The sequence below is a fragment of the Synechococcus sp. BDU 130192 genome (assembly GCF_963876085.1).
Lineage (GTDB): Bacteria > Cyanobacteriota > Cyanobacteriia > Cyanobacteriales > MRBY01 > MRBY01.
In genome coordinates this window covers 1-426 of sequence record NZ_CAWNNO010000045.1, presented here as the reverse complement: position 1 = coordinate 426, position 426 = coordinate 1, and the positions used below count along the sequence as shown (strand labels likewise).

Annotated in this window: 1 protein-coding gene; it reads right to left on the bottom strand. The window is 43.2% G+C overall.

All coding sequences use genetic code 11. The features are described from left to right. Positions 1-177 precede the first annotated feature (177 nt). Positions 178-426 (bottom strand): hypothetical protein (locus AACT35_RS11280; RefSeq protein ID WP_216820555.1); only part of this gene is annotated, 249 nt, incomplete at its 5' end.

Here is a 426-nt window from a genome sequence, read left to right as displayed (position 1 = left end):
CGCCCGTGAAGCTGCCTGTTTGACGATCCGAAATACTTGACCACGGGTTAACGCCTTGGCACCTTTACGGCTACGAAAAACAACTTTTGCGCCTAGATGTAACTGATACTGTTGGCGAACTCCGAATACCTTGTCATAAGCTACTTAGCTACTCTTTGAATGCCGATGCTTGGAAAACTATGCGGCTTCTAACGACTGAAAGTGGGAAACTTGAGTTTTAGCAAATAGAACCCCCTGAAACCAGTTAAATAAACGGTCAATATTCATTGCTCCACCAATAGCGATATTCTGTAGGTGCGTTTTGGCTAAGCAAATGTATCTGGGACTAGAGGGCGCATCTCGACAAAAACCTACGGTTATAGAAAAAATATCGTCTGAAAGTCTTGTATAGAAGCTGTTTTGAGGAGCAACCTTTTTCGGACATTT